This window comes from Streptomyces sp. WAC 06738 (assembly GCF_003945505.1).
Taxonomy (GTDB): Bacteria; Actinomycetota; Actinomycetes; order Streptomycetales; family Streptomycetaceae; genus Streptomyces.
In genome coordinates this window covers 4271463-4296775 of the sequence record NZ_CP029618.1, presented here as the reverse complement: position 1 = coordinate 4296775, position 25313 = coordinate 4271463, and the positions used below count along the sequence as shown (strand labels likewise).

23 protein-coding genes are annotated in these 25313 nt (G+C 72.3%); 18 read left to right on the top strand and 5 right to left on the bottom strand.

All coding sequences use genetic code 11. The features are described 5' to 3' along the window. The first annotated feature begins 81 nt into the window (after positions 1–81). From DMB38_RS18650 to DMB38_RS18640, 3 genes are all read left to right on the top strand, one after another. Complete coding sequence (locus DMB38_RS18650; protein WP_125936145.1) at positions 82–1005, top strand: ABC transporter ATP-binding protein; 924 nt, start codon at positions 82–84, stop codon at positions 1003–1005. After that, complete coding sequence (locus DMB38_RS18645; RefSeq protein WP_125936144.1) at positions 1005–2690, top strand: ABC transporter permease; 1686 nt, start codon at positions 1005–1007, stop codon at positions 2688–2690. The genes DMB38_RS18650 and DMB38_RS18645 overlap by 1 nt, the downstream gene beginning before the upstream one ends. 237 nt (positions 2691–2927) lie before the next feature. Then, entirely contained in the window at positions 2928–3659 is a 732-nt protein-coding gene (locus DMB38_RS18640) for a class I SAM-dependent methyltransferase (RefSeq protein ID WP_125936143.1), read from the top strand. Here the strand turns inward: DMB38_RS18640 and DMB38_RS18635 are convergent, their stop codons facing one another. Further along, the gene (locus tag DMB38_RS18635) at positions 3660–4676 is read right to left on the bottom strand and encodes a 2-hydroxyacid dehydrogenase (protein WP_125936142.1); all 1017 of its coding nucleotides are present in this window, start codon (positions 4674–4676) and stop codon (positions 3660–3662) included. A 79-nt stretch (positions 4677–4755) separates the two neighbouring features. After that, a complete protein-coding gene (locus tag DMB38_RS18630; protein ID WP_125936141.1) occupies positions 4756–5946 on the bottom strand; it encodes a pyridoxal phosphate-dependent aminotransferase in 1191 nt (396 codons plus the stop codon). Positions 5947–6046: 100 nt separating this feature from the next. Here DMB38_RS18630 and DMB38_RS18625 point away from each other — a divergent pair, with 100 nt between their 5' ends. From DMB38_RS18625 to fbaA, 7 genes are all read left to right on the top strand, one after another. Next, entirely contained in the window at positions 6047–6271 is a 225-nt protein-coding gene (locus DMB38_RS18625) for a hypothetical protein (RefSeq protein WP_125936140.1), read from the top strand. 225 nt (positions 6272–6496) lie between these two features. Then, a complete protein-coding gene (locus tag DMB38_RS18620; protein ID WP_125936139.1) occupies positions 6497–7015 on the top strand; it encodes a DUF2617 family protein in 519 nt (172 codons plus the stop codon). Positions 7016–7133: 118 nt separating this feature from the next. Beyond that, the gene (locus tag DMB38_RS18615) at positions 7134–8798 is read left to right on the top strand and encodes a polyamine aminopropyltransferase (protein ID WP_125936138.1); all 1665 of its coding nucleotides are present in this window, start codon (positions 7134–7136) and stop codon (positions 8796–8798) included. Positions 8799–8964: 166 nt separating this feature from the next. Continuing rightward, on the top strand, positions 8965–9897 hold the full coding sequence (locus DMB38_RS18610; RefSeq protein WP_240662362.1) for a hypothetical protein: 933 nt from the start codon (positions 8965–8967) through the stop codon (positions 9895–9897). Between the two features lie 211 nt (positions 9898–10108). Further along, the gene (locus DMB38_RS18605) at positions 10109–10864 is read left to right on the top strand and encodes an aldose 1-epimerase (protein ID WP_125939124.1); all 756 of its coding nucleotides are present in this window, start codon (positions 10109–10111) and stop codon (positions 10862–10864) included. 10 nt (positions 10865–10874) lie between these two features. Continuing rightward, positions 10875–11432, top strand: a complete 558-nt coding sequence (pyrE, locus tag DMB38_RS18600; protein ID WP_047017035.1) for an orotate phosphoribosyltransferase — start codon at positions 10875–10877, stop codon at positions 11430–11432. A gap of 174 nt (positions 11433–11606) precedes the next feature. Continuing rightward, positions 11607–12629 (top strand): class II fructose-bisphosphate aldolase, encoded by a 1023-nt coding sequence (fbaA, locus tag DMB38_RS18595; RefSeq protein ID WP_018839944.1) that lies wholly within the window; start codon positions 11607–11609, stop codon positions 12627–12629. Between the two features lie 203 nt (positions 12630–12832). Here fbaA and DMB38_RS18590 read toward each other — a convergent pair whose 3' ends face one another. After that, the gene (locus tag DMB38_RS18590; RefSeq protein ID WP_240662360.1) at positions 12833–13243 is read right to left on the bottom strand and encodes a hypothetical protein; all 411 of its coding nucleotides are present in this window, start codon (positions 13241–13243) and stop codon (positions 12833–12835) included. A gap of 279 nt (positions 13244–13522) precedes the next feature. Here DMB38_RS18590 and DMB38_RS18585 point away from each other — a divergent pair, with 279 nt between their 5' ends. From DMB38_RS18585 to DMB38_RS18570, 4 genes are all read left to right on the top strand, one after another. Then, positions 13523–13936, top strand: a complete 414-nt coding sequence (locus tag DMB38_RS18585; RefSeq protein ID WP_125936137.1) for a DUF3151 domain-containing protein — start codon at positions 13523–13525, stop codon at positions 13934–13936. Positions 13937–14131: 195 nt separating this feature from the next. Then, positions 14132–15022 carry a tryptophan 2,3-dioxygenase family protein gene (locus DMB38_RS18580; protein WP_125936136.1) on the top strand — a complete coding sequence of 297 codons (891 nt, stop codon included), beginning with the start codon at positions 14132–14134 and terminating at the stop codon, positions 15020–15022. After that, positions 15015–16319 carry a kynureninase gene (gene kynU / locus DMB38_RS18575; RefSeq protein WP_125936135.1) on the top strand — a complete coding sequence of 435 codons (1305 nt, stop codon included), beginning with the start codon at positions 15015–15017 and terminating at the stop codon, positions 16317–16319. Before DMB38_RS18580 ends, kynU begins: the two co-directional genes overlap by 8 nt. Beyond that, on the top strand, positions 16306–17064 hold the full coding sequence (locus tag DMB38_RS18570) for an alpha/beta hydrolase (protein ID WP_125936134.1): 759 nt from the start codon (positions 16306–16308) through the stop codon (positions 17062–17064). The genes kynU and DMB38_RS18570 overlap by 14 nt, the downstream gene beginning before the upstream one ends. A 124-nt stretch (positions 17065–17188) precedes the next feature. Here DMB38_RS18570 and DMB38_RS18565 read toward each other — a convergent pair whose 3' ends face one another. Both DMB38_RS18565 and clpB read right to left on the bottom strand, forming a co-directional pair. Continuing rightward, positions 17189–17755 carry a YbjN domain-containing protein gene (locus DMB38_RS18565; protein WP_047017030.1) on the bottom strand — a complete coding sequence of 189 codons (567 nt, stop codon included), beginning with the start codon at positions 17753–17755 and terminating at the stop codon, positions 17189–17191. 159 nt (positions 17756–17914) lie between these two features. Next, complete coding sequence (gene clpB, locus DMB38_RS18560; protein ID WP_125936133.1) at positions 17915–20521, bottom strand: ATP-dependent chaperone ClpB; 2607 nt, start codon at positions 20519–20521, stop codon at positions 17915–17917. A 1073-nt stretch (positions 20522–21594) separates the two neighbouring features. On the opposite strand from clpB, the gene DMB38_RS18550 reads away from it, so the two are divergent. From DMB38_RS18550 to DMB38_RS18535, 4 genes are all read left to right on the top strand, one after another. Further along, a complete protein-coding gene (locus tag DMB38_RS18550; RefSeq protein ID WP_346429511.1) occupies positions 21595–22392 on the top strand; it encodes a hypothetical protein in 798 nt (265 codons plus the stop codon). A gap of 31 nt (positions 22393–22423) precedes the next feature. Then, on the top strand, positions 22424–23398 hold the full coding sequence (locus DMB38_RS18545) for a helix-turn-helix transcriptional regulator (protein WP_125936130.1): 975 nt from the start codon (positions 22424–22426) through the stop codon (positions 23396–23398). 7 nt (positions 23399–23405) lie between these two features. Then, positions 23406–24371, top strand: coding sequence for a helix-turn-helix transcriptional regulator (locus tag DMB38_RS18540; RefSeq protein ID WP_125936129.1), 966 nt, complete (start codon positions 23406–23408; stop codon positions 24369–24371). A gap of 131 nt (positions 24372–24502) precedes the next feature. Continuing rightward, on the top strand, positions 24503–25312 hold the full coding sequence (locus DMB38_RS18535) for a helix-turn-helix transcriptional regulator (protein WP_125936128.1): 810 nt from the start codon (positions 24503–24505) through the stop codon (positions 25310–25312). Position 25313 lies beyond the last annotated feature (1 nt).

Below are 25313 nucleotides of genomic sequence, written 5' to 3'. Positions count from 1 at the left end.
TCCCCGTCCGGCCCCGTCAGGGTCGACCCTAACGGTTTCTTAACTTCACAAATTTGTGAATACTCATGTAGTTTACATGTTATGACCAAGGCAATCACCGTCTCCGGCCTGACCAAGACATTCGGCCGGACCCGTGCACTCGACGGCCTCGACCTCGACGTGGAGACGGGCGAGGTGCACGGCTTCCTCGGCCCCAACGGCGCCGGAAAGTCCACCACCATCCGCGTGCTGCTCGGCCTGCTGCGCGCCGACACGGGCACCGCCCAGGTGCTCGGCGGCGACCCGTGGGCCGACGCCGTCACGCTCCACCGCCGACTGGCCTACGTGCCGGGGGACGTCGAGCTGTGGCCCAACCTCACCGGCGGTGAGGCCATCGACCTGCTCGCGCGGCTCCGCGGCGGCATCGACAAGCAGCGTCGCGACGACCTCATCGAGCGCTTCGACCTCGACCCGACCAAGAAGGGCCGGAGCTACTCCAAGGGGAACCGGCAGAAGGTGGCCATCGTCGCCGCCCTCGCCTCCGACGCCGAGCTGCTCCTGCTCGACGAGCCCACCGCGGGCCTCGACCCGCTCATGGAGGTCATCTTCCAGGACGTCATCACCCAGGCGAAGGCCGAGGGCAAGACCGTCCTGCTCTCCAGCCACATCCTCGCGCAGGTGGAGAAGCTCGCCGACCGGGTGAGCATCATCCGGCTGGGGAAGATCGTGCAGTCCGGCACGCTCAGCGAGATGCGCCACCTGACCCGTACGACCATCGAGGCCGAGACCGAGCGGCCCGCCACCGGCATCGACCGACTCCCCGGCATCCACCAGCTCCGCACCGACGACAGCCGGGTGCACTTCGCCGTCGACGGCGAGCACCTCGACGCCGCCGTGCGGCGGCTCGGCGAGTTCGGCATCCGCAGCCTGGTGAGCCATCCCCCCACCCTGGAGGAGCTGATGCTCCGACACTACGGCGACGAGCTGGAGCACAACGGCCACCACTCGGAGGCGGGAGCGGCCTGATGTCTGCCACCCCCTCCACCACCGACGACACCGCCCAGGGCACGAAGTCCCGGCCGGCCGCGCCCCCGCGCGCCGCCGACGGCGGCGCTGCTCTCGCCGGCGCCGGGACGCTCTTCCGGTTCGCGCTGCGCCGGGATCGCGTACGGCTGCCCGTGTGGGTGCTCGCGCTCTTCCTCGGCACCGCCTCCAGCGTCAGCAGCTTCGACACGTCGTACGACACGGCCAAGAAGCGCGCCGACATCGCCGAGACCATGGACAGCCCCGCCGGCCTGGCCATGACCGGCCCGCGGCACTACCTCGACGACTACAACATCGGCTCGATGACCGGCCACCAGATGCTCGGCTTCACGGCCGTGCTCGTCGGCATCATGAGCGTGCTCGTCATCTCCCGGCACACCAGGACCGAGGAGGAGACCAACCGCGCCGAGCTGGTGCGCTCCGGCGTCGTCGGCCGGCACTCCTACCTCGCCGCCGCGCTCGGCGTCGCCGTCGTCGCCAACGTGGTGCTCGGGCTGCTGCTGGCCGCCGGCCTGTCCGGCATGGGCGTCGAGGGCGTCGACGGCCAGGGCGCGCTGCTCTACGGCCTCGCGCACACGGCGGTCGGCATCTTCTTCGCCGCCGTCGCCGCGATCACCGTGCAGGTCACCGCGTACGCGCGCGGGGCGTCCGGCATGGCGATGGCCGTCATCGGCGCGGCGTACGCGCTGCGCGCCGCGGGCGACGTCGGCAGCGACTGGGTGTCCTGGCTCTCGCCGATCGGCTGGGTCCAGCGCACCTACGTCTTCGTCGACAACCGCTGGTGGCCGCTGCTGCTCGTGCTCGCCGCGGCCGCGGTCTGCGCGGCGGCCGGCTTCTACCTCAGCACCCGCCGCGACGTCGGCGCGGGCCTGCGGGCCGCCCGCCTGGGCAGCCCCGTCGGCTCGGAGGGGCTCACCACCCCGCTCGGCTTCGCGCTCCGGCTGCACCGCGGCCTGCTCGCCGGCTTCGGCGCGGGCGCGCTGCTGCTCGGCGTGATGTACGGATCGATCCTCGGCGACGCCGAGGAGATGATCGAAGGCGTCGACGAGCTGGAGGAGCAGCTCGCCGAGGTCGGCGGCGCCAACGTGGCGGAGTCGTTCGCCTCGGTGGTGATGATCGTGCTCGCGGTCGTCTGCTCGATCTACGTCGTGATGGCAGCCCTCCGCCCGCGCGCGGAGGAGTCCGCGGGCCGCGCCGAGCCGCTGCTGTCCACCGCGCTGTCGCGCGACCGGTGGGTGCTCAGCCACACGCTCGTCGGCGCGGCCGGCGGCACGGTGCTGATCCTGCTCGCCGGCATCGGCTTCGGCGCCTCGGGCGCGGCCTCCACCGGCGACGGCGGGCTCTTCCTCAAGCTCGTCGGCGCGGCCCTGGCCTTCGCCCCGGCCCTGTGGGTCACGATCGGCCTGGCGGTCGCCCTCTTCGGCTGGTTCCCGCGGGCCGTGGCGGTCGCCTGGGTGGTCCCGGTGTACGGCTTCGTCGTGGACTACCTCGGCGAGATCCTCAAGTTCCCGGACGTCCTGAGCGACCTGTCCCCCTTCGGGCACATCCCGCAGCTCCCGGCACAGGACATGTCCTGGCCGCCGCTGCTGGTGCTCACGGCGATCGCCGTGGGGCTGGTCTGGCTGGGCCTGCTGGGCTTCCGGCGGCGGGATCTGGAGACGAAGTAGCGGCACGGGGGCGGGCGTCCGGCCGCAAGGCGGGGCGCCCGCCCCGACGCGTGCGCCGCACGGCCCGCGGGCGCACCCGCGTACGACCGCGGGCCACGCGCGTACGACAGGCAGCCCGCGCTCGTACGGCCCGCAGGACCGCGCCCGTACGAGCCGCGCGCCCCCGTCCGTACGCCCCCGCGCCCCCGCATTAATTCGCTCGCCCCGGCCCCGCCCGCCCTGCTTGACTCCCGCCCCGTGACCGTCTTCCACGATCCCGCGTTCTTCGACCGCTACGCCCACGAATACGACCACGGCGACCCCTACGATCCCACCCCCTCCGTCGACTTCCTCGCCGCCCTCGTCCCGCCCGGCGCCCGCACCCTCGAACTCGCGATCGGCACCGGCCGCGTGGCCCTCCCCCTCGCCGCCCGCGGCGTCGCCGTCGAGGGCGTCGACGGCTCCACGGCCATGGTCGAGCAACTGCGCGCGAAGCCCGGCGGCGCCGACATCCCCGTGACCATCGGCGACATGGCCGACGTGCCGGTGGACGGCCCCTTCCACACCGCGTACCTGGTCTTCAACACCCTCTTCAACCTGCCCGACCAGGATCGCCAGGTCGACTGCTTCCGCAACGTCGCCGCGGTCCTGGAGCCCGGCGGGCTGTTCGTCATCGAGTGCTTCGTCCAGGACCTCGAGGAGTTCGACCGCAACCAGCGCGTCGCCACCCGCGCGCTGACCGAGGACAGCGTGAAGATGGAGTTCCTCGTCCACGACCCGGTCGCGCAGGCGGTCACGTACCAGCGCGTGACGTTCGACGCGAACGGAACCGCGCTGCGCCCGCTGCGGCTGCGCTACTGCTGGCCGAGCGAGCTGGACCTGATGGCGCGGCTCGCCGGGATGCGGCTGCGGGAGCGGTTCTCCGGGTGGGACCGCCGGCCGTTCGACGCGGCGAGCCGGTCGCACGTCTCGGTGTACGAGAAGGTCTGATCAGCCGGAACCGGCGGGCGGGAGCAGGAAGTTCTCGCCCGTGCGGCCCGCCAGCCAGTCGCGTACGTTGCCGAGCGTCGCCTCGGTGATCTGGCCGACCGCGTCGGCGGTGAAGTACGCCTGGTGCGAGGTGACCAGGACGTTGCCGAAGGTGATCAGGCGGGCCAGCCGGTCGTCCGGCATCACCTCCATCGACCGGTCGTGGTGGAAGAGACCGGCCTCCTCCTCGTACACGTCCAGGCCCACGCCGCCCAGACGCCCGGCGCGCAGCGTCTCGATCAGGGCGTCGGTGTCGACGAGGCCGCCGCGGCTGGAGTTGACGAGGATCGCGTCGTCCTTCATGGCCGCCAGCGCCGCCGCGTCCACCGTGTGGTGCGTCTCCGGCAGCAGCGGCGCGTGCAGGCTGATCAGGTCGGACTCGGCGAACAGCCGGTCCGTGCCGACGTACTCCATGCCCAGCGCCAGGCAGTTCCGGTTCTCCACGACGTCGCTGCCGAGCAGCCGCATGCCGAAGCCGTGCGCGATGCGGGCGAAGACCTCGCCGATCTTCCCGGTGCCGAGGATGCCGGCCGTACGGCCGTGGAAGTCGCGGCCCATGAGCCCGTCGAGGCGGAAGTCGAACTCGCGGGAGCGGGTGGCGGCGCGGACGAGGCGGCGGTTGACGGCCAGCGCCAGGGCCCAGGCGAACTCCGCGACGGAGTACGGGGAGTAGTGCGAGACGCGGGCCACGGCCAGGCCGGCGTCCCGGGCGGCGTCGAGGTCGATGTTGTTGTAGCCGGTGGAGCGCTGGGCGAGGAACCGGGTGCCGCCGGCGGCGAGGCGGTGCAGGGCGGTGCCGTCCAGCTCGTCGTTGGCGCCGGTGAGGACGATCTCGTAGCCGGCGGCGGTGGGCACGGTGTCGCGGTTGAGGAACAGGTCGAGGCAGCGCAGGGTGTGCTCGCCGCCGAACGCCGCCGCGAAGGCGGGCTCGATCACCGGCCGCTCGTCCGCCTGCACGCCGTACGCGACGATCTCCATGCCCGCGCCTCCTCTGCCGCTCGCGCTCCGGGTCCGCTGCCCCCATGCTCGGGGCCCGCCGCCCCGGCGGCCTCCCGGCTTACGCCGAACGGCCCTCCTTCAGCCGCCGCACCGCCTCCGTCAGCACCTCGTCCTTCTTGCAGAAGGCGAACCGCACGATGCTGCGCCCGGCGTCCGGATCGTCGTAGAACACCTGCGTCGGCACCGCGACGACCCCGCAGCGCTCGGGCAGCGACATGCAGTACGCGACGCCGTCCTTCTCGCCGAGGGGGGTGATGTCGGCGGTGATGAAGTACGTCCCGGACGGGCGGAAGACGCGCAGGCCGGCCTCCGTGAGCCCGGCGGCGAGGAGGTCGCGCTTGCGCAGCAGGTCGGCGCGGAGCCCGGTGAGGTAGGCGTCCGGCAGCGCCAGCGCCTCGGCGACGGCGTACTGGAAGGGGCCGGCGCTGACGTACGTCAGGTACTGCTTGGCGGTGCGCACGGCGGCGACCAGCGGCGCGGGGGCGGTGACCCAGCCGACCTTCCAGCCGGTGAAGGAGTAGCTCTTGCCGGCCGACGAGATGGACACCGTGCGCTCGCGCATGCCGGGGAGGGTGGCGAGCGGGATGTGCGCGCCGTCGAAGACGAGGTGCTCGTAGACCTCGTCGGTGACGACGAGGAGGTCCCGCTCGCGGGCGAGGGCGGCGACGGCCTCCAGCTCGGTGCGGTCGAGGACGGTGCCGGTGGGGTTGTGGGGGGAGTTGAGGAGGATGAGGCGGGTGGCGGGGGTGACGGCGGCGCGCAGCTCGTCGAGGTCGAGCCGGTACACGGGCGCGCCGGCACCTGCACCCGTGCCGGGGCGCAGGGTGACCGGGACGCGGCGGGCGCCGGCCATGGCGATGCAGGCGGCGTACGAGTCGTAGTACGGCTCCAGGGCGATCACCTCGTCGCCCGGCTCCAGCAGCGCGAGCAGCGCCGCCGCGACCGCCTCGGTGGCCCCGGCGGTGACGAGCACCTCCGACTCGGGGTCCCACTCCAGCCCGTACCACCGCCGCTGGTGCTCCGCGACGGCGTGCCGCAGCTCGGGGATCCCGGGCCCCGGCGGGTACTGGTTGCCGCGGCCCTCCCGGATGGCCCGTACGGCCGCCTCGGCGACCTCCGCGGGGCCGTCGGTGTCGGGGAAGCCCTGGCCCAGATTGATCGAACCGGTGCGTACGGCGAGGGCCGACATCTCGGCGAAGATCGTGGTCACGAAGGGGGTCAGACGGCTGCTCAGCGGTGGACGTCCCATGGGGACATGCTTGCACGGCGGAGGGTTGAGGAGGCCGTGCGCGGGGCACATCCGGTGATACAGCGGACCTCCGCGGGGGCGGGGGAGATTGGAAGGTCCGATGGGATTCATCGTTTTCGGCGTGGCCGCGATCGGGTTGGTCGTGGCGTTGTCCTTCACCCTCTCCAGGCATCCCGTCCACCGCGGCGGGCCGTCCGGCACGCGCCGCAGGGGCTTCGCCGGCGGGAGCGGCGGCGGGGCGGGTACCGGCTACTGGGGCGGGGACTCCGGCGGCGGGGACTGCGGCGGGGGTGGCGGCGGTGACGGAGGCGGCGGCGGGTGCTAGTTGTCACATAGTGAACAACTGACCAGTCGCGCGCCCGCCCGATGGAAACCCGGTGAAGAAGGGTAAAAACGCTGTCGGCGGGCCGCACTTCATGATTCCGTATTTCCCGGGCGCATTCCCCTTCTGCCGGGGCGTGCCCGTGTGCCTCTCGGCCTGCGCCCGCACTCGTGGTCCCGCCATGCGGCGGGCGGCCCGATGTCTTCCACCTGCCTGCGGAGCCGACCCATGCTCACCACTCTCAAGACCTCGTACACGGATACCCGGGCCCAGGACCTCGCATGGCGGCTCGGGATGGATCCCATGCCGGCCCTCGCGGTGCTCGACCTGCGCCTCGGCACCGCCGACGTACAGCTCAGACTCCTCGGTGCCTCCCATCAAGTGCTGCTCAGAGACGGCGATTCGGTCTGTTCCGAGACCGTCGCCTGTCTGCCGGGCAGCAGCACACCGCTCCCCCTCGGCGTGGCCAAGCAGGTCGCCGGGTGGGAGTACGAGTTCGCCGCCCGGGTCGAGACGCTGACCCGGGGGGCCTTCGAGTCCCGCGCCCAGGAGCTGCTGGCGCTGGTCGCCGACCACCCGCGCGGGCTCGCCGGCACGTTCCCCGGCAGCCCGCACGCGTTCACCGCGCTCCTGGTGCACCGTCAGGGTGACGTCGTCGGCTGGCGCACGTGGCACTCGTATCCGCAGGAAGGACGCCTGGTGGCGACGCGGACGACGATGGCCGCGCGGGTCGCGGAGCCGGTCTAGGACGGTCGCCGGGCGCGCCGCCGGTGCCGTGGACAGGGGGCAATTCGCCTATGTCCAGGGCATATTGCACACGTGTGGGTGACAAGGGGCGGCACCGGCGCAAACGTATCGTTCCTCCGTGATCGAACCGTACGAGCAGACGACGCGCGCCCCCGGCCGCGCCCCCGCGCTGCCGGGCGCGCCGCCGCCCGCCCTGCCGGTGCCGCCCGCCACCGGGCGGTTTCTCGTGCTCGCCACGGTCTTCGTCTGCGCGGCCTGCGGGTTGGTGTACGAGCTGGAGCTGGTGGCCCTCGGGTCGTACCTGATCGGCGACTCCGTCACCCAGGCGTCCGTCGTGCTGTCCGTCATGGTCTTCGCGATGGGCGTCGGCTCGCTGCTGGCCAAGCGGCTGCGGATCCGCGCGGCCGTCGCCTTCGGCGGAGTCGAGGCGGTGCTCGCGCTCCTCGGCGGCCTCTCGGCGATGGCGCTGCACGCGTGCTTCGCGTGGTTCGGCCAGCCGCGGTTCGTGCTCGTGGCGTACGCGCTGGCGATCGGCGTGCTGATCGGCGCCGAGGTGCCGCTGCTGATGACGCTCATCCAGCGCGTCCGGCGGCAGGATCCGGGCGGCGCGGTGGCCGACCTCTTCGCCGCGGACTACGTGGGGGCGCTGGCCGGCGGTCTGGCCTTCCCGTTCGTGCTGCTCCCGTGGCTCGGGCAGCTCTCCAGCGCGCTCATCACGGGGGCGGTCAACGCGACGGCGGGATGCGCCCTGGTGCTCTATCTCTTCCGGCACGACCTGAGCCGGCGTGCGCGCTGGGCGCTGTTCGCGGGGAACGCGACGGTCCTGGCGCTCCTCGCGCTCGCCGCACTCCTGTCCGCCCCTTTCGAACGTGCGGCCAGAAACGCGGTCTACGGCTCGGAGGTGCGGGTGGCGCAGACGACCGACGTGCAGGAGATCGTCCTGACGGCGGAGAAGGGGGGGTCCGTGGAGCTCTACCTCGACGGGCAGTTGCGCGTCGACTCCGCGGACGAGCAGCGCTACCACGAGGCGCTGATGCGGCCCGCGCTGGCCGCGCCGGACTCGCGGCGGCGGGTCCTCGTCCTCGGCGGCGGCGACGGCCTCGCGGCCCGCGAGGCGCTGCGGCACGCGGACGTCGCGGAGGTGACGCTCGTGGAGCTGGACCCGGCGCTGAGCCGGCTGGCGGCGGAGGATCCGCGGCTGACGAGGCTCAACGAGCACGCGTACGGGGACCCGCGGCTGCGGGTGGTGCACGCGGAGGCGTTCGACTGGCTGCGGCGGTCGGCGCCGCCGGGGCGGTACGACGTGATCGTGTCGGATCTGCCGGAGCCGCGGAACACGGGGAGCACGAAGCTGTATTCGCAGGAGTTCTACGGGCTGGCGGGGCGGGCGCTGGCGGACGGGGGCCGGCTGGTGGTCCACGCGGCGTCGTGGGCGGGTCGGGGTGCGGGGTCTGGGGCCGGCTCCGATTCCGGGAGCGGGAGCGGGACGGGGACGAGGAGCGGGACCGGGACCGGGAGCGGGGGCGAGGCCGGGGCGGCGGCGGGGCCGGGGTCCGGGGACGCGATGCACAGCCTGTGGACGGTGGCGGCGACCGTACGGGCCGCGGGGCTGGCCCCGTGCGCGTACGAGGCGGGCGACCGCGACGACCGCTGGGGCTTCGTGCTCGCCGCCCGCCGCCCCCTCGCCGCGACGCTGCCCCCGGGCGCGGCCCCGCTGGCGGCGCCGCCGGAGGCGGCGGACCTGGCGCCGTCGACGCTGCTGCACCCGAGGTATCAGGGGTGAAAACGGGCCGGGTTGCGGTCGCGCGGGTCTGTGCCTCACCGGATCGGGTGGACTTTCCGCTGGTCGGGGTGGGTGCGGTGGCCTTCGCGGGCGGTGGAGTGACCTGTTCCGCCACCCGCCGCAGAACCCTGTGCCGGGCAGGTTCCCCGTGGGTAGGCTCCGCTCCATGGAGCGAGAGGTGCACGTACCGCAGCCCGCTGAAACCGTTCGCCGCGCCCTGTCCGACGCCGAGCGGGTCGCCCGCAGCGTCCCGGGGCTGACGCTCGACGAGGACGGGGCGGAGGAGCCGGGCTTGCTGCGCGGCCGGCTGCGGCTCCGCGTCGCCGGCTCCAGCATCACGTACCGCGGCACGCTGCGGCTGACGCCGGGCGGCCCCTCCGTCGCGGTGGAGGCCGAGGGCGAGGAGTCGCGCGGCAGCGGGACGGTGACGGTGTCGCTGGCCCTCACGCCGCGCGAGGCAGTCGAGGAAGGGACGGCGACGCTGCTGTGCACGGGCACGGTGGCGAGCACGGGGCGGCTGGCTGCGGTGGAGGCGGCGCAGGCGGAGGCGGCGGGCGTACGGCTGCTGGAGCGCTTCGCGGAGAGCCTGGCGGCGGACCTGGAGGCGGAGCCGCTTGCGGAGGAACCCCCGGCGCCGGCCGGGGAGCCGGAGCACCCGGACGACGCCGTACAGCCGGGCGACGGCACCGACGCGGGGCTCGGCGACGACAACGAGCGGGCCATTCCCGGGATCCCTGCCCCTGAGCATTCCGGCGAGACGCCGCCCGGCACGGGCAAGGTCTTCGACGCCGAGGTGCCGCCGCCGTCGCTCGACCCGCTGGCCGACGACGTGCTCGACGCCCTCGCCGACGAGGAGGAGGACGCGGACGAGCCGCCTGATGACCTGCTGGAGGAGCCGGAGGCCGCGCACGCCAGGCGCACGATGATCGGCCGCAGCGCGGAGGAGGTCGACCACGCCCCGCCGCGGGGCCGGTACGCCCCGACCCCGGCCGCGGACGCACCGGCACAGGCGGCGGGCCTGCGCTGGCTGGCCCCGGCGGCGGCCCTGGCGGTCGCCACGGCGGTCATCCTGAGCCGGGCCCTGCGCCGCCGCCACTGACCGCCTCCGGCGCGGCCGGCGGGCCGCGCGGGGGCCGGGCCGCCCGGCCCGGCTCTCCGCCCCGGGCCCCGAGGCCCGTCGCTTCCCGCACACGCGCCCGCCCGCCGCCGGGCGCGTCCGTCGTCCCGGTCCCTCGCGGCGGGATGTCACGGGCCTCGTCTAGGCTCGGGGCGTGCCCACACGTCTCACCGCCGGTGACGCCGAGTTGACGATGGATCCCCGCAACGGCTGCCGGGTCGCGAGCCTGCGCGTGGCCGGGACCGAGCTGCTGCGGGCCGGCGATCGCTACGGCTGCTTCCCCATGGTCCCCTTCTGCGGCCGCCTGGAGCGGGGCGAGTTCCGCAACGGCGGCGTCAAGCACCGGCTCCCCGCCGACGCCCCGCCGCACGCCATCCACGGCACCGGCCGCGACACCGCCTGGCGCACCGTGCGCGCGGACGACGCCTCCGCCGCGTTCTCGTACGACCTCGCCGACCCCTGGCCGTACCCGGGCCGCGTGACCCAACTGGTCGAGCTGGAGCCGGACAAGGTGACGCTCACCCTCGCCGTGGAGACCACCGGCGACTCCTTCCCCGCGCAGGCCGGCTGGCACCCCTGGTTCGTACGGCACCTCTCCGACGACACGAACGACCCCGGCGTGCGCATCGACTTCGCCGCCGCCTGGCAGGAGCAGCGCGGCGAGGACCACCTCCCCACCGGCAAGCGCATCGAGCCGCGGCCCGGCCCGTGGGACGACTGCTTCGGCATGCCCGACGGCGTCGACGTGACGCTCACCTGGCCCGGCCGGCTGGAGCTGACCGTCACCAGCCGCGCGGAGTGGGTCGTCGTCTACGACGAGCAGCCCGCGGCCGTCTGCGTGGAGCCGCAGTCCGGCCCGCCCAACGGGCTCAACACCCACCCGCGCCTCGTCACCCCCATCGATCCGCTGGAGGTATCGACCACCTGGGCGTGGCGCACGCTCGGTTAGGCTCACCGCCATGAGCGACGCACACGCCGACCTGCTGGGTCAGATCAAGGACAAGGCCGTCGTGCACGGCAAGGTGACCCTCTCCTCCGGCATCGAGGCCGACTACTACCTGGACCTGCGCCGCATCACCCTGGACGGCTCCGCCGCGCCGCTCGTGGGCCGCGTCATGCTCGACCTGGCCAAGGACTTCGCGTACGACGCGGTCGGCGGCCTCACCCTCGGCGCCGACCCCATCGCCGACGCCATGCTCCACGCCTCCGCCGCCGCGGGCGACCGCGCGCGCCCGCTGGACGCGTTCGTCGTGCGGAAGGCGAGCAAGACGCACGGCATGCAGCGCCGCATCGAGGGCCCGGACGTCGCGGGCCGCCGGGTGCTGGTCGTCGAGGACACGTCGACGACGGGCGGTTCCGCGCTGACGGCCGTGGAGGCGGTGCGCGAGGCGGGCGCGGAGGTGGTCGCCGTGGCGACGATCGTGGACCGCGACACGGGCGCGGCCGAGCGCGTGCGCGACACGGCGGGCGTGCCGTATCTGTACGCCTACGGGCTCTCCGACCTGGGCCTCGGCTGAGCCCAGCGGAGCGCTCCCACGGGCCGGCGCGGGTTATCCACAGGACGGGGAAGCGCGGGCGGACATCTGGGAGGATGGGGGCACTCCAGGGGCGCCACGGCAACGGAGCCGGTCGCACTCGTACACGCACTGCAGACACCCGCACACACCCGCACGTCTCCAAGGAGCGGACAGATGCCCATCGCAACCCCCGAGGTCTACAACGAGATGCTGGACCGGGCGAAGGCAGGCAAGTTCGCCTACCCGGCCATCAACGTCACCTCGTCGCAGACCTTGCACGCCGCGCTGCGCGGCTTCGCCGAGGCCGAGAGCGACGGGATCGTCCAGATCTCCACAGGCGGCGCCGAGTTCCTGGGCGGGCAGTACAGCAAGGACATGGTCACGGGCGCCGTCGCCCTCGCGGAGTACGCGGCGATCGTCGCCGCGAAGTACCCGGTCAATGTCGCCCTGCACACCGACCACTGCCCCAAGGACAAGCTCGACGGGTACGTGCGCCCGCTCCTCGCCGCCTCCGAGGAGCGCGTCGCCCGCGGGGAGAACCCGCTGTTCCAGTCGCACATGTGGGACGGCTCCGCCGAGACCCTCGCGGACAACCTGTCCATCGCCCAGGAGCTGCTGCCCCGCGCGGCCGCCGCGAAGATCATCCTGGAGGTCGAGATCACCCCGACCGGCGGCGAGGAGGACGGCGTCACCCACGAGATCAACGACGAGCTGTACACGACGGTGGACGACGCGCTGCGCACCGCCGAGGCGCTGGGCCTCGGCGAGCAGGGCCGCTACCTGCTGGCGGCCTCCTTCGGCAATGTGCACGGGGTCTACAAGCCGGGCAACGTCGTGCTCCGTCCCGAGCTGCTGAAGGACCTCCAGGAGGGCGTCGGCGCGAAGTACGGCAAGCAGAGCCCGTTCGACTTCGTCTTCCACGGCGGCTCCGGCTCCTCCGAGGAGGAGATCGCCACGGCCCTGGAGAACGGCGTGGTGAAGATGAACATCGACACGGACACGCAGTACGCGTTCACCCGCCCCGTCGCGGCGCACATGTTCCAGAACTACGACGGCGTGCTGAAGGTCGACGGCGAGGTGGGCAACAAGAAGGCGTACGACCCGCGTGCCTGGGGCAAGCTCGCCGAGGCGTCGATGGCCGAGCGCGTCCGGACCGCCTGCGACCACCTGCGCTCGACGGGCACGAAGCTGAAGTAGCACCGCGTGGACACGTCCCGGCCGGGCCCACGGGCCGGGCCGGGCCTGCCCCGGCCGGCAGCAACCGATCGAAGAACGGCGCATCGGCGGGCGGCACACACGGAAGAACTCGGCGTCAGCGTGTGCCCTGGGGCACTGCCGACGCCGAGTTCACTGTTCCATCAGACCTCTTCCCGAGCAAAAGGCCTACGGATCAACAAACCTCAGAGGACGTCCAGCAGGTCGCCGTCGTTCTCGGTCTCGGCCTCGCTGTCGCTGGAGTTCTTGTCGTTGTCGATGCCGCAGACGTTCTGGCTGGAGGTCGAGTCCGCGTTGCCCGAGCCGAAGATCGGCACGGTGACGTCGCCCAGGTTGACCAGGCCGTACTGGCGCCGGTCGACGCTGTTGTCGATGTCCTGGTCGCACTTGACGACCGTGGTGATGTCGTAGTCGTCACCCTTGTCGTGCTTGCCCTTGGGCGCCGACTTGGGGGCAGCCGTCGTGCCCTCGGTCGAGGTGGCACCGTGCGGGGCCGCGGCCTCCGTGGTGTCGTCGGCGGCGGCCACACCGGCGCCGAGCATGGAGATGCTGCCGAGCATCGCGCCCACAACCACGGCCTGACGAAGCTTGCGCATGCCGTCCCTACTTTCTGTGTTTTGAGTGTGAATACCAGTCATCACACCACTTGGTGCCCTTTGTACCCGATTCCTGGCACCACCTAGGGAGGACACGCCACGCGTCGCCGACTGCGTTCTCGAAAATTTCGGTGCGCCGACGGCCGGCCGGAGAGCAGCCGGTCACCTCGCATCGACCGGGCAAGGCCGGCTCTCCGTGGTGAGGACCCGGCCGGGGCACCGCCGTCCATGCCGACCGCGGCGGTCACCGGCTGACCCGGCCATGGCAGGCTGGAACCCATGGCGATTCACGAGAACCTCCTCGGCGGCCCACCCCCCACCTACCTGCCCGAGGACCCGGGGCCGCGCGACCTGCTCGCGAGCGGCGCCGCCCCGTCCGAGGTGGCGGCGGAGTTCCCGGCGTCCTCGCTGGCCTGGGCGCAGCTCGCGGACGAGGCCTTCGAGGCCGGCCGCGCCGTCGAGTCGTACGCGTACGCGCGCACCGGCTACCACCGCGGCCTGGACTCGCTGCGCCGCAACGGCTGGAAGGGCCAGGGCCCGGTGCCGTGGGAGCACGAGCCGAACCGCGGCTTCCTCCGCGCCCTCGCCGCCCTCGCCCGCGCCGCGCAGGCCATCGGGGAGACCGAGGAATACGAGCGGTGCAGCACGTTCCTGCGCGACAGCTCGCCGACCGCGGCGGAAACTCTCTCCTGACGAGCCGGCCCGAGGGCTGACCGGGGCCGGCCCCGCCCGGCCCGGTCGGCTGCTCTTGCCTCCCGCCGCCGTGCCGCGGATGATGCGAAGTGGGTACGGCGCACCGGATGCCGCCGTACCCGAGGGGACCGGGGCCCTGTTGCCGGCAGGAAGGGGCGGACCGCTACCCGGTGGCTCATGTGTGGGAGACAGCTCATGGACAGCCGTGCTCACGACCCCCTGCCCGCGGAGACCGACGGTCGCCAGACCCCGGAAGACCGCCAGAACCCTGACGGGCACCAGCCCCCGAACCTCGACTTCCGGGGCACCACTCCGTACGAGGACTACGTCCAGGCGGACGTCCTCACCCATCTGCAGCACCCGCTCTCCGACGACCCCGGCGAGTTGGTCTTCCTGGTGACCACTCAGGTCATGGAGTTGTGGTTCACCGTCATCGTGCACGAGTGGGAGACCGCCGCCGAGGCGCTGCGCCGCGACGACCTGCCGGTGGCGCTGGCGGCGCTGCGGCGCAGCACGTACGAGCTGCGCTCGCTGAACGCCTCCTGGGAGCCGCTGGCGCGGCTCACCCCGCGGCAGTTCAACTCCTACCGCGCCGCCCTCGGCGAGGGCTCGGGGTTCCAGTCGGCGATGTACCGGCGGATGGAGTTCCTGCTCGGCGAGAAGTCGGCGTCGATGCTCGTGCCGCACCGCGGCGCACCGCGGGTGCACGACGAGCTGGAGAAGCAACTGGGCGAGCCCAGCCTGTACGACGAGGTGCTGCGCTACCTCGACGCCAAGGGCCACCGCCTCTCCGCCGACGTCCTGGACCGCGACCCGGCGCGGCGGTACGAGCCGCATCCCGAGGTCGAGGCCGCGTGGGCGGCGGTCTACGCGGGCCCGCAGGACTCCGGTCTGATCCAGCTCGGCGAGGTGCTGACGGACATCGCCGAGCTGGTGTGGCGCTGGCGCAACGACCATCTGGTGGCCACCCGCCGCGCGATGGGCGGGAAGGTCGGCACGGGCGGCTCGGCGGGGGTGTCGTGGCTGGAGAAGCGCGCGGCGAAGCAGGTGTTCCCCGAGCTGTGGACGGCGCGGAGCCATGTCTGAGTCGTACGGGCCGGGGGCGGCGGCCCCGGCCGGCGGCGGCGTGGTGACGGAGTTCGCGGCGCTGGCGAAGCGGGCGGCGGCGCTGGACCTGGCGGACCCGCTGCGGGCGAAGCGGGCGGAGTTCGTCCTGGACGACGCGGAGCCGCCCGGCGCGACAACGACCTCCGGCCCGCCGGTCGTCTACCTCGACGGCAACTCCCTCGGCGCCCTCCCCGCCGCCGTCCCGGCCCGCGTCGCGGACGTCGTGGCGCGGGAGTGGGGGACGCTGCGGATCCGGTCGTGGACGGAGTCCGGCTGGTGGACCGCGCCCGAGCGGATCGGCGACCGGATCGCGCCCTTGCTGGGCGCCGCGCCAGGGCAGGTGGTCGTCTCCGACTCCACCAGCGTCAACGTCCTCAAGGCCGTCGTCGCCGGGGTGCGCATCGCGCAGTCCGGCGCGGGGGCGGCCCGGGACGAGGTGCTGGTCGACGCGACGACGTTCCCCACCGACGGCTACGTCGCCGAGTCCGCCGCCCGGCTGACCGGCTGCGCGCTACGGGCCGTGGAGCCGCACGAGATCGCCGCCACCGCGGGACCGCGGACCGCCCTCGCGCTGGTCAACCACGTCGACTACCGCACCGGCCGGCTCCACGACCTGCCCGGCACCACCGCCGCGCTGCACGCGGCCGGCGCACTCGCCGTGTGGGACCTGTGCCACAGCGCCGGCGCGCTGCCCGTCGGGCTCGACGCGCACGGGGTGGACCTGGCGGTGGGGTGCACGTACAAGTTCCTCAACGGCGGCCCCGGGTCGCCCGCGTACCTCTACGTACGGCGCGACCTCCAGCCCCGCTTCGACTCCCCGCTGCCCGGCTGGAACTCCCACGCCGACCCCTTCGCCATGTCCGCCGGCTACCTCCCGGCGGACGGCTCCGTGCGCGGGCGCGTCGGGACGCCGGACATCCTGTCGATGCTGGCGCTGGAGGCGGCGCTTGAGGTGTGGGACGGCGTGGCGATCGAGGCGGTGCGGGAGAAGAGCCTGGCGCTGTCGGACTTCTTCCTGGAGTGCGTCGCGGCCCTCCCGGGCGGTCCTTCGCTCACGCCGCTCACCCCGCTGCCGCACGCCGAGCGCGGCAGCCAGGTCGCGCTGCGGTGCGCGGAGGCGGAGGCGGTGATGGGCGAGCTGATCGCGCGCGGGGTGGTCGGCGACTTCCGGCCGCCGGATGTGCTCCGTTTCGGCGTGACGCCGCTGTATACCTCGTTCTCGGACGTGTACCGCGCTGCCGGAGTGCTGGGAGAGGTGCTGGATGACCGCCGTTGACGAACTGGACGACGAGGCCCGCACGCTGTTCGCCCTGAAGCGGGTCCCGCCCACCCGCACGCTGGCGTACGGGGACCATCCGTCGCAGGTCGTCGACCTGTACGGGGACCCGTCCGCCCGGCCGGTCGTGGCACTGCTGCACGGCGGCTTCTGGCGGGAACGCTACGACCGCACGTACCTGACCCCGCTGGCGGCGGCGCTGGCCGAGGACCTGAACGGGTGCGTGGCGCTGATCGAGTACCGCCGCGTGGGCGATGCGGAAGGCGACGGCGGCGGGGGGTTCCCCGCGACGTTCGACGATCTGCCGCCCGCGCTCGCCGCGCTGCCCGGGGCCGGGCCCGTGGTCCTCGCCGGGCACTCCGCGGGCGGCCACCTCGCGCTCTGGGCCGCCTCGCGGTGCCCGACCGCCGTCTCCCGCGTCGTCGGCGTCGCCGCGGTCGCGGACCTGGCCCGCGCCCACGAACTGGGCCTCAGCGACGGCGCCGTCGCCGGGCTCCTCGGCGGCGCCGGGCGCGTGGCGGAGCGGCTCGACGAGACGGACCCGATGCGGATGCCGGCCCCGGCGGCGCCGGTCGTGCTGCTCCACGGCGAGGCCGACGCCGACGTACCGGTGGAGCTGTCCCGCCGCTACGCCCGCGCCGTGGGCGGGCGGCTGCTGGAGCTGCCCGGCACCGGCCACTACGCACCCGTCACCCCCGGCACCCGCGCGTACGAGACGCTGCGCACCGCCCTGACGGAACCCTGACCCCGGCCGCCCCGGCCGCCCCGACCGCACGGCCGCACGGCCGCACGGCCGCACGCCGGCCGGACCCGCACGCCGGGACCGGCGGCTCCGCCCGACCCGGCCGCGCCCGCGACCAGTCGCGCCCTCAGCCCTCCTTCGGCCCCTCACCGCCCGCGTCGCCGGGCCCGTCCTCACCGTCGCCGCCCTCGTCCAGCTCCTGCTGCAGCCCCAGCGTCTCCACCAGCCACTTGTCGAACTCGATCGACGCCCGCACCCAGCTCACCGTGCTCGACACGAAGTGCTCCAGCGCCACGCCGGTGCCGATCAGCATCTGCGCCTCGCCGATGAGCCGGACGGAGCCGTCGTCATGCGTGTGCGTGTAGACCTTCGGCCACAGCGTGCGCCGGTTCCAGTCGTCGATGGCCTCCAGCAGCTCCGGCTTGTCGTCCAGCGAGTGCTGCCGGTCGTAGAAGGTCCGCACCGAATAGAGCTGCTGCTCGTCCTCGCCGCGGAACATGAAGTACGTACGGAACTGCTCCCACGGCGCCGCGAGGTCCCCCTCCTCGTCGACGACGTACTTCAGCTCCATCTGGTCCAGGAGCTGCTTGACCAGATCCTGGTCGGGCACGATGGGCCCCTGCGGGCCGCCGCTGCCGCGGGATTCGGGCTGCTGGCCCCCGAAGTTCGGAATCGAGGACGGGTCGATGCTCACGTGGGGTTCCCTTCGAACGGTTCGGCGCCCATCCTCCCCCACCGGGGGCCCGTGCCCGCAACCCGGCGGCGACACCCTGTGGACAACTCGCTGCGCCGGAGCAGCGCGCCGGGCGGCACCACCGCCCGGCGCGGGCCGACAGGCCCCGTCCGGCCGCCCCTACCGCGCCGCGCCGACCAGCAACTGGTCCCCGAGCACGTCCACCCACACGGTGTCCCCGTCGCGCACCTCGCCCGCCAGGATCTCCTTCGCGAGCTGGTCCCCGATCGCCGTCTGCACCAGCCGCCGCAGCGGCCGCGCCCCGTAGCTGAGGTCCGGCTCCGGCTCGTCCTCCGGGACGCCCAGCCGCGCCAGCCAGGCCAGCGCGGCGTCGCTGACCTCCAGTGTGAGCCGGCGTTCCGAGAGCCGTTCCTGCAGATGGGCGAGTTGGATGGCGGCGATGCGCTTGAGCTGGTCGCCGCCGAGCGCGTTGAAGACGACGAGGTCGTCGAGCCGGTTGAGGAACTCGGGCCGGAAGACCTTCCGCACCGTCTCCAGCACCCCCTCCCGCTTCTGCTCGTCCTTGATCATCGGATCGACGAGGAAGGTGGAGCCGAGGTTGGAGGTGAGGATGAGGATGGTGTTGCGGAAGTCGACCGTACGGCCCTGACCGTCCGTCAGCCGCCCGTCGTCCAGCACCTGGAGGAGGATGTCGAAGACCTCGCTGTGCGCCTTCTCCATCTCGTCCAGCAGGATCACCGAGTACGGGCGCCGCCGTACGGCCTCCGTGAGCTGACCGCCCTCCTCGTACCCGACGTACCCCGGGGGCGCGCCGACCAGGCGGGAGACGGAGTGCTTCTCGCCGTACTCGCTCATGTCGATGCGGACCATGGCCCGCTCGTCGTCGAAGAGGAAGTCGGCCAGCGCCTTGGCCAGCTCGGTCTTGCCGACGCCGGTGGGGCCGAGGAAGAGGAACGAGCCCGTCGGCCGGTTGGGGTCGGCGATGCCGGCGCGGGTGCGGCGCACGGCGTCGGAGACGGCCCGTACGGCCACGTCCTGCCCGATGAGCCGCCGGCCCAGCTCCTCCTCCATGCGGAGCAGCTTCTGCGTCTCGCCCTCCAGCAGCCGGCCGGCGGGGATGCCGGTCCAGGAGGAGATGACGTCGGCGATGTCGTCCGAGCCGACCTCCTCCTTGACCATCGTGTCCCGCTTGACCTCCTCCTCGGCGGCCGACGCCTCCTCCAGCTCGCGTTCGAGGGCGGGCAGTTCGCCGTAGAGGAGCTTGGAGGCGGTGTCGAAGTCGCCGTCGCGCTGTGCGCGCTCGGCGGTGCCGCGCAGCTCGTCCAGCCGCTCCTTCAGCTCACCCACCCGGTTGAGGCCCTGCTTCTCCTTCTCCCAGCGGGCGGTGAGGCCGCGCAGTTCCTCCTCCTTGTCGGCGAGGTCGCGCTGGAGCCGCTCCAGCCGCTCGCGGGAGGCGACGTCCGACTCGTTCTTCAGCGCCAGCTCCTCCATCCGGAGGCGGTCGACGGCGCGCTGCAGCTCGTCGATCTCGGTGGGCGAGGAGTCGATCTCCATCCGGAGCCGGGAGGCGGCCTCGTCGACGAGGTCGATGGCCTTGTCGGGGAGGAAGCGGGAGGTGATGTAGCGGTCGGAGAGGGTCGCGGCGGCGACGAGCGCGGAGTCGGCGATGACGACCTTGTGGTGGGCCTCGTACCGCCCCTTCAAGCCGCGGAGGATCGCGATGGTGTCCTCGACGGTGGGCTCGGCGACAAGTACCTGCTGGAAGCGGCGCTCCAGGGCGGCGTCCTTCTCGATCCGCTCGCGGTACTCGTCGAGGGTCGTCGCGCCGACCATGCGCAGCTCGCCGCGGGCGAGCATGGGCTTCAGCATGTTGCCGGCGTCCATGGCGGACTCGCCGCCCGCGCCGGCGCCGACGACGGTGTGCAGCTCGTCGATGAAGGTGATGACCTGTCCTTCGCTCTCCCGGATCTCGGCGAGCACGGTCTTCAGCCGCTCCTCGAACTCGCCCCGGTACTTCGCCCCGGCGACCATGGCGCCGAGGTCGAGCGCGACGAGCCGCTTGTTCTTCAGGCTCTCCGGCACGTCCCCCTTCACGATCCGCTGCGCGAGCCCCTCGACGACGGCGGTCTTCCCGACGCCGGGCTCGCCGATGAGGACGGGATTGTTCTTCGTACGCCGGGAGAGCACCTGCACGACGCGGCGGATCTCCTGGTCCCGCCCGATGACCGGGTCGAGCTTGCCGTCGCGGGCGGCGGCGGTGAGGTCGGTGCCGAACTTGCCCAGCGCCTGGTACGTGCCCTCGGGGTTCCTCGTGGTCACGCGCCGGTCGCCGCGGATCTTCTCGAACGCCTGCACGAGCGCCTTGGCGCTCGCCCCCTGCTTCTTCAGCAACTCCTTGGCGGCACCGCCCTCGGCGGCGACCCCGATGAGCAGGTGCTCGGTCGACACATACTGATCGCCGAGCTTCCGCGCCCGCTCGGCGGCATCGGACACGACGGCGAGCAACTCCCGGTCCGCCCGCGGCGGCGACACGGTCGCCCCCTGCACCCTGGGCAACCCGCCGAGCAGCGCCTCGGCCCCGGACCGCACCGCGGCCTGGTCGGCGTCGACGGCGGCCAGCAGGTCCTGAAGGTTCTCGTTGTCCGCCACGTCGAGCAGGGCGAGCAGCAGATGTACGGGGGTGATGTCCGGATTGCCGCCGGACACGGCACGGCTGTTGGCGCCGGCGATCGCTTCCTGGCTCTTGTTGGTCAGCTCCGCGTCCACTGCTGTGTGCTCCTCCTTGCCGGGGTGCCGATCCTGGGTACGCCTCGGCCGCACTCGGCGTGCCTGAGGCCACGTAGCTAAGTTGAGTCTACTCCACTCAACTCCAACCCAGCACCGGCAACGGGCGACCGCGACGCGCCCGCCGCCCTCCAAGCATGCGCGCAGGAACACGCAAAAGCGGTGCCATCGCGGGGTTGCGTCCGCGATGGCACCGCTGGTGTGCCTTCGGGCGATCTGGACACGGGGGATACCGCCCGGTCAGGCACAGTGGGGGGTGATGCTCTCGCTATCAGGTACGCCGTCGGCTGCTACGGGAACGTGATCCTCTTCGCCAAGATTGACGAAGATCACGCCGCAGCGCACCACGCAGCGTACATAGCGCCTTGGCCTCCGGCGGAAGGCCCGGACGCTCCCGCCCCGGTCGCGAAGGATGGTGATCGGCTCACCCAGCAGGGCTACCGCCATCCTGTCCCCGGGTCGGGGAACCGCCGTAGCGAGATCGATGGAGTGCCATTGGTTCTCCATCTTTCGGCGGTCGTCTGGAGTCATCGCCATACCTAAGTCTGCGTTGTCAGCTTCCCTACACCTCGTCCAGGTTCAATTCCATATGGGGTCTTGCTGTGGCGCCAACGTCGCTGCGGAAGTTTCACTCCCAGGCTCAGCAACCTGCTGCTCGGCTTGAGAGTTGGCCGCAAGACCGATCGAGACTGCTGCAGCCAGCGCGACAACCCACCCAATCAACGCCCTCATGGGTAGTCCCGGCCTTCCTTGATTCGCTTCCCTGAGAAGAAGGTGCCGCACGTGGGAGCCGTTAACCACCTCCGCATTGCATCATGTTCCTGAATCACAGCTTCCTGTGGGACGGATAAATGGGTGTTAATGATGGCGAACCAGGCCACTCGCACGGATACGCGGACCTGTGCGAGGAGGGGTCGGAGCTCTACACCCGCGCCCTTCGAGCCGGCTCCGTCGCCCGATCCGAGGGGGAAGCTGCACCGTGTCTGATCAGCCTCGGACTGCTGCATCCGGACCCCGACGATCCGCAGTGGCTCCGTCCGGCCCCACCATCCGCGGTGCTGGCGCGACTTGAGCACCCCCTCGAACGGGAGATCCTGGAACGCAGGGAGCAGACCCTCGCCCTGGCCGGCGCCTTCGAACCGTTCCTCGCCATCAGTGGCGAGCACCCTCCGGTCAGCCGTGCCATCACGGAGCTGGATGGCGTCGATCACATCGACGCAACCATCGGCCGTGCCACCGAGGCGTGCGAGAAGGAACTCCTCACCGTACAGCCCGGAGGGCAGCGTTCGGCAGAGTTGCTGAACCGCGCGGTGGACCGGGTGCGTCCACTCATCGACCGCGGCGTCCACATACGAAGCCTCTACCAGCACACCGCCCGGCACAGCTACGGGTTGCTCGCCTACCAGGAGCGCGTGGGCTCCGACCGTATGGAGTTGCGGACCCTTGAGGAGCTTGTCGACCGGCTGATCATCATCGACCGCAAGGTCGCCTTCATCCCCGCCCAACGTGACCTGCCGGTGAACTCCAACCGCCAAGCGGCCCTGGAGGTGCGCCATCCAGGCCTCGTCGCCTACCTCATCGGGCTTTTCGAGCACCTCTGGCTGCACGCCACTCCCCTGGAGGAGGAAGTGCACTACGACCCCGCGGAGCCGGACGGGGTCACGGGGATACAACGCAGCATCGCCAAGCTGCTCGTCGAGGGCCACGTGGACGAGGTCATCGCCGACCGGCTCGGCATGAACGTCCGTACCTGCCGCGGCCACATCGCCAAGCTCGCCACCGTGCTCGGCAGCAACGGCCGGGCCCAACTCGGCTACCTCATCGCCCGCTCCGGCATTCTCGACAGATCCTGATCACGGACGCCACGCCCGGGAGAGTACTGAGATGTCCAGCAGGCACGAACACGTCCACGGGCCCGACGAGCCGTGCCAGGCGGCCCAGGACGTGTACGCCGACGCCCTCAGCGCCGGCCGCATCGCCCGGTCGGCGGTGCAGTCCGTGCCCTGTCTCACCGATCTCGCGCTGCTGCAACCCGACCCCGACGATGGGCAGTGGCTGCTGCCCGTCTCCGCCTCCGACGCCATGACGCAGCTCATGCTCGCTCACGAGCAGGACATCCGGGCGAAGCAGCAGCACGCGGCCGACCTGGCAGAGTCCTTCGGACGGTTCATCGAAATCAGCGCCGAGGCCGCCTCGGTCTCCTCCCCCGTCACCATCCTCGAGGGCCTCGGAACGATCAACACCGCCCTCGACCTGGCCGTCAACGAGTGCTTCGACGAACTGCTCACCATCCAGCCCGAGGCGTCCTCGCGCGGCGCCCGTGCCCTCGGCGAGGCCCTGAGACGGGTAAGACCGCTGGTCGAACGCGGAGTCCGGATGCGGAGCATGTACCAGCACGCGGCACGCGAGGCCCCGATGACCCTGGCGTATCTCCGGTTCGTCGGCCCGCAGCGCGTGGAAGTCAGAACCCTCGAAGAGATCGTCGAGCGGATGATCATCATCGACCGCAAGGTGGCCTTCGTACCCGCTCAACCGGACCGCCGGGTCGCCCTGGAAATCCGGCACCCGGGGGCCGTTGCCTACCTCGTCGGCGCCTTCGATCAGTTCTGGCAGCTGGCCACCCCCATGCACGAGGCGGCCTACACGGAGGCCACCCACGAGGGCATCACCGGTGTCCAACGCAGCATCGCGAGGCTCCTCGTCGAAGGCCACCTCGACCAGAACATCGCCCGCCGCCTCGGCATGAACGTCCGCACCTGCCGCGCCCACATCGCCAAGCTCGCTTCCACACTGGGCAGCAACAGCCGTGCACAACTGGGCTATCTCATCGCCCGCTCCGGCATCCTCGACGAGACCTGAGAGAGACATGTCGCACCCCCACCACACCACCGGCCTCTGCGCCCCGGGGAGGAAGCTCTACGCCTCTGCCCTGCGCTCCGGCCGTATCTCACACGAGGCCACGGCGACCGCGCCGTGCCTCTTCGACCTGGACCTGTTACGGCCCGAGCCCGGCGACACCCAGTGGCTGGTGCCGACGCCTCCGACGCAGGCGCTCGCCGGGCTCGTCGAGCCCCTTGAAAGAGAGCTGGGCGAGTACCGGCTTTTCGTGTCCGCGCTCGCCGACACGGTCGAGAAGCTGACGTCGCTCGATCCGGACGACCCGGCCACTTCCGCGTTCACCGTCTGGACGGGGAAGGAGCGGATCGACGCCGCCCTCGCGCGGGCCGTCGAGGACTGCACGGAGCAGTTCCTCGCCATCCAGCCGGCCAGCGGGCGGACCAACTGGAACCCCGCGACGATGCGCACCACCACCCACCGCGTCCGGCGGATGAGCGAACGCGGCGTCACGCAGCGGATCCTGTACAACCACACGTACCGGCACCACCCGGGTCAGCTCGCCTACCTGGACGAGCTGAGCGACACGGGGCTGGAGGTGCGCACCCTGGAGGTCATGCCCGAGCGACTCCTCATCGTCGACCGGGACATCGCCTTCCTCCCCGCGCAGCCGAGCCGCGAGGTGGCCATGGAGATCCGCCACCCGGGCCTGGTCTGGTTCCTGCGCGCCATCTTCGAGTACTTCTGGGAGCTCGGCGTCCCGTGGGGCCACCAGCCCCCCGAGCACGACACCCGGGAGGGCATCACCGGCGTCCAGCGCAGCATCGCCCGGCTGCTCGTCGAGGGCCACCTCGACGAGGCCATCGCCCGCCGTCTCGGCATGAACGTCCGCACCTGCCGCGCACACATAGCCAAGCTGTCCACCGCCCTCGGCAGCGACAGCCGCACCCAACTCGGCTACCTCATCGCCCGCTCCGGCATGCTCAAGGAGTCGTGACGGGTGGCGCACGTCCTCCTGCGGAAGCCCGCGGACGGTGACCGGTGCGGACGCACCGCATCCCGTGTCCGGTTCCGAGGGCCCACCGCCGGCCGCCGACCGCTCGGGCACACCCAAGGAGACCTGGCAGCATGGATCACCCCCACCCCCACACCGCCCTCTGTGATGTGGGCAGAAAGCTCTACACCTCCGCGTTACGCACCAGTCCGCTCTCCCGCGAGGCCACGGGTTCAGCGCCCTGTCTGATCGACACGGGCCTCCTGCGCCACGACCCCGCCGACCCCCAGTTCCTCGTACCCGCACCGCCGTCCGAGGCGGTCGCCGACCTCGTCCGCCCGCTGGAGCGGGAGCTGTCCGAGTACCGTCGCTTCGCCGGTGCACTCGCGGGCACGGTAGAGCAGCTCACCGCGCGCACCCCGGAAGAGGCGGCGCCGTCCCTGCTCACCCTCTGGAAGGGCAAGGACCAGATCGAAGCCGCGCTGCTGCGCGCTCTCGACGAGGGCACCGAGGAGTTCCTCGCGACCCAGCCCGCCAGCGGCAGGACCAACCGGACCGCCGAGAAGATCCACGCCACCGCACAGCGGGTCCGTGAGCTGCACGACCGCGGCATCTCCCAGCGGACGCTGTACAACCACACCTACCGGCACCCCGGCCTTGTCTGGTATCTGGTGAGCGTCTTCAAGTTGTGCTGGCAGTTCGCCGTCCCCTGGGAGCGTCAGGTCCCGTACGCGAACACTCCGACGGGCATCACGGGCGTCCAGAAGAAGATCGCGCGGCTCCTGGTCGAAGGCCGACTGGACGAGGCCATCGCCCGCCGCCTCGGCATGAACGTCCGTACCTGCCGCGCGCACGTCGCCCGGCTCGCCACCACCCTGGGCAGCACCAACCGCGCCCAGCTCGGCTACCTCATCGCCCGCTCCGGCATACTCGAGGAGGTCTGAG

Excerpts from the sequence above, each read along its gene's own strand:
- DMB38_RS18650 (WP_125936145.1), top strand. The coding sequence starts at position 82 with ATGACCAAGGCAATCACCGTCTCCGGCCTGACCAAGACATTCGGCCGG.
- DMB38_RS18645 (WP_125936144.1), top strand. The coding sequence starts at position 1,005 with ATGTCTGCCACCCCCTCCACCACCGACGACACCGCCCAGGGCACGAAG.
- DMB38_RS18635 (WP_125936142.1), bottom strand. The coding sequence starts at position 4,676 with ATGGAGATCGTCGCGTACGGCGTGCAGGCGGACGAGCGGCCGGTGATC.
- DMB38_RS18630 (WP_125936141.1), bottom strand. The coding sequence starts at position 5,946 with ATGGGACGTCCACCGCTGAGCAGCCGTCTGACCCCCTTCGTGACCACG.
- DMB38_RS18625 (WP_125936140.1), top strand. The coding sequence starts at position 6,047 with ATGGGATTCATCGTTTTCGGCGTGGCCGCGATCGGGTTGGTCGTGGCG.
- DMB38_RS18620 (WP_125936139.1), top strand. The coding sequence starts at position 6,497 with ATGCTCACCACTCTCAAGACCTCGTACACGGATACCCGGGCCCAGGAC.
- DMB38_RS18610 (WP_240662362.1), top strand. The coding sequence starts at position 8,965 with ATGGAGCGAGAGGTGCACGTACCGCAGCCCGCTGAAACCGTTCGCCGC.
- DMB38_RS18605 (WP_125939124.1), top strand. The coding sequence starts at position 10,109 with ATGGATCCCCGCAACGGCTGCCGGGTCGCGAGCCTGCGCGTGGCCGGG.
- pyrE (WP_047017035.1), top strand. The coding sequence starts at position 10,875 with ATGAGCGACGCACACGCCGACCTGCTGGGTCAGATCAAGGACAAGGCC.
- fbaA (WP_018839944.1), top strand. The coding sequence starts at position 11,607 with ATGCCCATCGCAACCCCCGAGGTCTACAACGAGATGCTGGACCGGGCG.
- DMB38_RS18590 (WP_240662360.1), bottom strand. The coding sequence starts at position 13,243 with ATGCGCAAGCTTCGTCAGGCCGTGGTTGTGGGCGCGATGCTCGGCAGC.
- DMB38_RS18585 (WP_125936137.1), top strand. The coding sequence starts at position 13,523 with ATGGCGATTCACGAGAACCTCCTCGGCGGCCCACCCCCCACCTACCTG.
- DMB38_RS18580 (WP_125936136.1), top strand. The coding sequence starts at position 14,132 with ATGGACAGCCGTGCTCACGACCCCCTGCCCGCGGAGACCGACGGTCGC.
- kynU (WP_125936135.1), top strand. The coding sequence starts at position 15,015 with ATGTCTGAGTCGTACGGGCCGGGGGCGGCGGCCCCGGCCGGCGGCGGC.
- DMB38_RS18570 (WP_125936134.1), top strand. The coding sequence starts at position 16,306 with ATGACCGCCGTTGACGAACTGGACGACGAGGCCCGCACGCTGTTCGCC.
- DMB38_RS18545 (WP_125936130.1), top strand. The coding sequence starts at position 22,424 with ATGTCCAGCAGGCACGAACACGTCCACGGGCCCGACGAGCCGTGCCAG.
- DMB38_RS18540 (WP_125936129.1), top strand. The coding sequence starts at position 23,406 with ATGTCGCACCCCCACCACACCACCGGCCTCTGCGCCCCGGGGAGGAAG.
- DMB38_RS18535 (WP_125936128.1), top strand. The coding sequence starts at position 24,503 with ATGGATCACCCCCACCCCCACACCGCCCTCTGTGATGTGGGCAGAAAG.